Genomic DNA, 5,532 nt, shown 5'->3' on the forward strand with positions numbered 1-5,532 from the left:
AGAAATGGAGCCTGTATTACGCAACACTCATTTATTAAGTTTTGATATTAACGCTATAAAAAACAGCGATGCTCCTGCCAACGAATGCAGCCCTAATGGCCTTACTGGTGAAGAAGCGTGTATGCTTACCCGCTATGCAGGTATGAGCACCAACATAAGCAGTTTTGGCATTTATGGTTACCAGCCAAGATCGGATGTGCATGATTTAACAGCCAAGCAAATAGCACAAATGTTGTGGTATTTTATTGATGGTAAAAGCCGCAGTAAACAGGAAGCTTTACTGGAAGACACTAATAATTTCAATGAGTACCACACCGTGTTTGCTGAGGTAGACACCCGGTTTTTACAAAGCCGCAAAACTGGCCGTTGGTGGATGCAGTTACCCGATAAAAAAATGATTGCCTGTAGCTACAACGATTACCTCAGTGCCAGCCGCAATGAAATTCCTGAGCGCTGGTTAAGAACACAGGAAAGAAATTAGCGTAGTGTTATTTCATAGATTCAATTTATGCCTGACATAAAAGTAATTATCATTAAATGATTTTTTAGTAAAACCAGGACAATGAAAATTAGCAATCGTTTAAATAAAAATAATAATACCAGCATAATTTTTCATAGCAGCATCGTTGCGTCGCAATCCTTTCATCGGCATACCTATGTGGATCTTCAGCCTTCTAACGGGAATATTATAAAATTAATTGCAGCCTTTTTAAATTTGACATTTATTGCTGGCATCGTATTATTTTCTCTTTCCTCCTGTTCAATATCCAAACAAATTTCAAAACAGGCAGCACAATTATTACTGAAAGATTCTATCATCAACACAGGCCACATCGGCATCAGTATTTATGAGCCAGCTACAAATAAATACTGGTATAATCATGAAGCAACCAAATTCTATGTTCCTGCAAGTAATGTAAAATTGTTTTCGTTGTATGCAGGGTTAAAATATTTAGGCGATAGTTTAATTGGCGTTCGGTATCAGCAAAAAGAAAATACATTAATCATATACCCTACCGGCGATCCAACTTTTTTACACCCGGATTTTAAGCATCAACCCATATTCGATTTTTTAAAAAGTAAAGCCAATATCCATTACTGCACACAATATTTCACAAAAGCCCTCGGACAAGGCTGGGCATGGGATGACTACACAGAAAACTATATGGTACAAAGAAGTGAGTTCCCTATTTATGGCAATCTGGCAAGAGTATATAATAATGAGGGAACGCTAACTATTGTACCAAAAAACATTCCGCTGCATACTCAAACAGGATTTGAAAAATACAAGGGCCATGTTGAATTTTCTTTCTTTCGGAAATGGGATAGTAATGAAATTATTTCTACTGTAATATCTCCCCGACCCCAAAAATATGAATATGAAATACCTCTTGCTACTAATAATAATGAAATTGTAGAATTCCTATCAGACACGTTGCATCAAGATATAAATTTAATCAGTAACAAAATTGAAGATTCGATTAACAACAATGATAAAAAATTACACATCATTTATTCTCAGCCAACCGATTCGTTATTTATACCGATGATGTACCACAGTGATAATTTTTTTGCAGAACAAACTTTGCTGATGGCAAGTAATGAACACCTGGGATATATGAGTGACGAGGCGATGATTGATACATTATTAAAAACAGATTTAAAAGATATCCCTCAAAAACCAAACTGGGTAGATGGTAGCGGACTTAGCAGATACAATTTGTTTAGTCCGCAATCTTTTATTTATCTTTTAAATAAAATGAAAAATGAGTTTGGTATAAAAAGATTAAAAATAATTTTACCAACGGGAGGAACAGGTACTTTTAAAAACTATTATCAAAAAGACAGCGGTTTTATTTATGCCAAAACAGGTAGTTTAAGCAACCACATCGCAATAAGCGGTTATCTGTATACAAAAAAGGGGAAATTTATTATCTTCTCTATTTTAACCAATCAATTTCAGGGCAGCGCCACCAAAGTGAGGCGAGCCGAAGAAACTTTTTTAGAAACCATCAGGGAAAAATATTAATGCTTTTTTTATCTCACAAATTATAAAACACGAATTCCACGAAATACAATGCTGTATTGTATTTATTCGTGAAATTCGTGAAAAAAATACGTGTCCTTGTTATCAGAAACCACTTTCCGTGGCGGGTGTCCTCACCCGCCACTTCCGTTTTGCTTAACTTAACGGCATTGAATGCTGTATTGTATTTATTCGTGGAATTCGTGAAAAAAATTCGTGTCCTTGTTATCAGAAACCACTTTCCGTAGCGAGTGTCCCCACCCGCCACTTCCATTTTGCTTAACTTAACGGCATTGAACGCTGTATTGTATTTATTCGTGGAATTCGTGAAAAAAATTCGTGTCTTTGTTATCAGAAACCTACATAAAACTATCCGCTTCTCTGTAAGCTTTTATCAATGCCAATTCGCCTTCTTTACCTTTACCGGCAGTACCATGTTCCATGCCCAAAATACCTCTGTATCCTTTATTGTAGATATGTTTAAATATATTTTTGTAATTCATCTCGCCTGTGCCTGGTTCGTTGCGGTCTGGGTTATCGCCTATCTGATAATAGCCAATTTCATCATACACTAAATCGAGCGTAGGGATAATGTGGCCCTGATTGCGCTGTACATGATACATATCGTAAAGCAACTTACAAGACGGACTACCAACAGCTTTGCAGATAGCATACGCCTGGTCGGGTGTTCGCAGAAATAGATCCGGGTCGTCACTAAGCGGCTCAAGCACCATAATAATTCCATGCGGCTCTAAAATGGCTGTTCCCTTTTTTATCGCTTCAATTACATTACCTGTTTGTACACCAATAGGCAGGTCACGAACAAAATCGCCGGGAACCACCGTAACCAACTTACTGTTTATGCGTTTAGCAACCTCAACCGCTTTCTTACACGATGCAATAAATTTTTCAACCTGGTCGGCTTTGCCCGATGCCAGCATATTACTATCATTACCCAAGTCAGGCTGCACAAATACGCCCATTCCCATACCAAGTTTGGCAAGCGTATCTCCAATTTTTTTCTGCTGATCTTCGGGTCGGCCACTCATGCCATTATCTTCAATACCCCTAAAACCATTGTCATAGGCAAATTTTATCTGATCGACAAAATCCTTGCCGGCATGATTTTGAAACATCCCATCATGTATTCCATAATTAAGATGAAAGGGCTTTTCAGCAGTAGTTATATTTTCATCATTGGTTTTTGCAAATACGCTGGCGGAGGATGCTAATAAAGCTCCACTTGCCAATAAGGATTGCTGCATAAATTTTCTTCGTTCCATGGTTTATATTTTTTGTGGCTTAAATTTACCAACATTCATTTATAAAAAATTAAAAATTGTTTACCCGTATTTTAAAAACTGTATTTTTTCTATTACTAACCACTGCATGTGCTGCACAACAGAAACGATTTTCATTTACACAACCAAAAATGGGTTCTCCTTTTGGGATTATTTTTTATTCTGAGGACAGTGTGCAGGCAAACCTCATTGCAAAGCAATGTTTTAATCTGGTAGATTCATTTGTATTTATTTTTAGCGATTATATTGATAGCAGTGAGTTATCAAAATTAAGTGCTTCAGCAGGTAATAAGGATTCTGCTGTAAGCCTTTCTCCTGCTATGTTTGATATGTTATTAAAAGCAAAAACTGCATTTGATAAAAGTGAAGGGACCTTTGATATTTCCATTGGTCCATTATCAAAATTTTGGCGAAAATTAAGAAAGGCAAAACAATTTCCAACTAATGAAGCAGTGCAAGCCACCAAAAAATTAATTGGTTTAAATAAATTAACCCTTGATACACTTAATAAAAAAGCAATTCTTACACAGCCTGGAATGCAACTAGATTTAGGAGGAATTGCTCAAGGATATATTGCACAAAAAATAATTGATTTTTTAGGTACACAACATATAAACCAGGCTTTGGTAAATTGCAGTGGAGATATTGTAATGAGTGGTGCGCCACCGGGATTAAAGGGTTGGACGGTAGGTGTAAATGTTCCTGAATCAACAGATGAAATATTATCCCGAATATTGATAATGCAAAACAAAGCAATTACCACTTCCGGCGATGTATATCAGTTTATTGAACATGAAGGAAAAAGGTATTCGCATGTTATTAATCCACATACGGGTTATGGCGTTACCAATCAACGCAACGTAACAGTAATTGCCGATGATGGTACAACAGCAGATTGGCTTACAAAAGCTTGCACTATTTTATCTATCAAAAAATCGAAAAAACTGGCTGCCGAATTGGGGGCCGAAATATTAATTGCTGAAATAAAAAAAGGTAAACCAATTTTTTATTCAACAAAAGGTTTTAACCGTTATTGGAAACAAACGTTTGAGTAATGTTTATTTCAGTTTATTTCTTATCTTCCAAATTAAAATATTGACTACCATCGTGAAGAAATTTTTTGTAGGTTTATTGGCCACCATTAGCTGGCAGTTGATTGATGCACAAGACTCCGTTAAAATATTTGCCACTTATAAGCTGACAATACCCGGTTCTACCATTCAATGTAAGATGGTACCTATTAATGAGGGAAGTTTTTTAATGGGCAGTAATGTAACGGAGAAAAATAGAAAGGCTGATGAAGGACCCCAGCGAAAAATATTCCTCGCCAATTTCTGGATGGGCGCATTTGAAGTTACCCGGGATGAATTTGATGTGTTTTACAATGATGAGACCACCAGCGAAAGCACTAAGGTTGACGCCATTACCAGGCCCAGTCCGCAATACATAGATTTTAGTTTGGGCATGGGTAAAGATGGTGGTTACCCGGTAAATAGTTTATCGCAATATGGTGCCATTATGTATTGCAGATGGCTGTATGCCAAAACGGGTGTGTTTTACCGCCTGCCAACAGAAGCCGAATGGGAATATGCTTGCCGTGCAGGAACCACCACTACATACTATTTTGGCAACGACGAAAAATTGCTGGACAATTACGCCTGGTATAAAAACAACAGCAATAATAAATTTCAGAAAGTGGGTTTAAAGTTACCCAATGCCTGGGGATTGTATGATATGCTGGGCAATGTGAATGAGTGGACACAAGACCATTACGATGAAAAACGCATGGACAGTTTGCCTGATAAAACAGCCAACCCATTCGTGGTGCCAAATAAATCACGTTATCCCAAAGCCTTGCGGGGCGGTGGTTATATGGATGAGGCTGCTCAGTTAAGAAGCGCCACCCGTTTTAAATCTGACCCGTTGTGGAACAAGCGTGACCCACAAATACCAAAAAGCAAATGGTGGCTAACAGATGCTCCTTCAGTTGGATTTAGAATTGTGTGCCCGTTGGAACAACCCAGCCCTCAACAGGCCAATCAATTTTATAAGCAATACCTTGGGAACTGAAAAACGATCTCAGCTATCGGATTTTTCGATGTCTGATTTGGGAGAATTAGAACGGGTGTGAGTTCAGTAGAAGCGAACAACATGCAATTTGTAAATAATAATATTTTATAAATGTAACAACAACAACGAACATAT

The 5,532-nt window shown here is 37.5% G+C and carries 4 protein-coding genes and 1 pseudogene; 4 read left to right on the top strand and 1 reads right to left on the bottom strand.

Features of this window, described 5'->3' with window-relative positions:
• A pseudogene (locus H7254_RS16260) lies at nucleotides 1-481 on the top strand (arginase); the annotation flags it as partial.
• Between the two features lie 81 nt (nucleotides 482-562).
• Nucleotides 563-2,029 carry a D-alanyl-D-alanine carboxypeptidase gene (locus tag H7254_RS16265; RefSeq protein ID WP_301933967.1) on the top strand — a complete coding sequence of 489 codons (1,467 nt, stop codon included), beginning with the start codon at nucleotides 563-565 and terminating at the stop codon, nucleotides 2,027-2,029.
• Nucleotides 2,030-2,385: 356 nt separating this feature from the next.
• On the opposite strand, the gene H7254_RS16270 is transcribed toward H7254_RS16265, so the two are convergent.
• Nucleotides 2,386-3,309 (bottom strand): hydroxypyruvate isomerase family protein, encoded by a 924-nt coding sequence (locus tag H7254_RS16270; RefSeq protein WP_301933968.1) that lies wholly within the window; start codon nucleotides 3,307-3,309, stop codon nucleotides 2,386-2,388.
• Nucleotides 3,310-3,458: 149 nt separating this feature from the next.
• Between H7254_RS16270 and H7254_RS16275 the strand changes: the two genes are divergently transcribed.
• Both H7254_RS16275 and H7254_RS16280 read left to right on the top strand, forming a co-directional pair.
• Nucleotides 3,459-4,382 carry an FAD:protein FMN transferase gene (locus tag H7254_RS16275; protein ID WP_301933969.1) on the top strand — a complete coding sequence of 308 codons (924 nt, stop codon included), beginning with the start codon at nucleotides 3,459-3,461 and terminating at the stop codon, nucleotides 4,380-4,382.
• Between the two features lie 52 nt (nucleotides 4,383-4,434).
• On the top strand, nucleotides 4,435-5,397 hold the full coding sequence (locus H7254_RS16280; RefSeq protein WP_301933970.1) for an SUMF1/EgtB/PvdO family nonheme iron enzyme: 963 nt from the start codon (nucleotides 4,435-4,437) through the stop codon (nucleotides 5,395-5,397).
• Nucleotides 5,398-5,532 lie beyond the last annotated feature (135 nt).

Source organism: Ferruginibacter sp., assembly GCF_014377975.1.
GTDB lineage: Bacteria > Bacteroidota > Bacteroidia > Chitinophagales > Chitinophagaceae > Ferruginibacter.